Genomic DNA, 397 nt, shown 5'->3' on the forward strand with positions numbered 1-397 from the left:
TGTGGATTCAGGTTATAACATCATAGGTATGAAAGCTGTTGATGCACCAGACATTTCTGTCGTTAAAGAATAAAAGTTTGGTTTGCAAGGTTTTATTTGACAGTGGTGATGTGACCAAATTTAAGACGGCCGACGGTATTTTGAAATAGAGGCTGTTCGTGTACAACTCAACATATGTTGTAATTGCGTATGTTTGCCGGAGAAACGGATCATTTTTTATGTCGCATAATACATTTGGTCATTTGTTTCGTGTAACAACATGGGGTGAAAGTCATGGAGCTGCTCTTGGGTGTGTCATTGATGGTTGTCCTCCAGGGATTATTTTTACTCTTTCAGAAATTCAATTTTATCTTGATAAACGTAGACCGGGACAATCTCAATATACAACGCAGCGTAG

General features: G+C 38.5%; 1 protein-coding gene. It reads left to right on the forward strand.

What is annotated here, in order from left to right; translation table 11 throughout:
* Positions 1–218: 218 nt before the first annotated feature.
* The coding region (locus J7R05_RS08770) for a chorismate synthase (RefSeq protein WP_208541919.1) at positions 219–397 on the forward strand (179 nt) is incomplete at its 3' end.

The organism is Bartonella capreoli, assembly GCF_902813205.1.
GTDB classification, from domain to species: Bacteria; Pseudomonadota; Alphaproteobacteria; order Rhizobiales; family Rhizobiaceae; genus Bartonella; species Bartonella schoenbuchensis.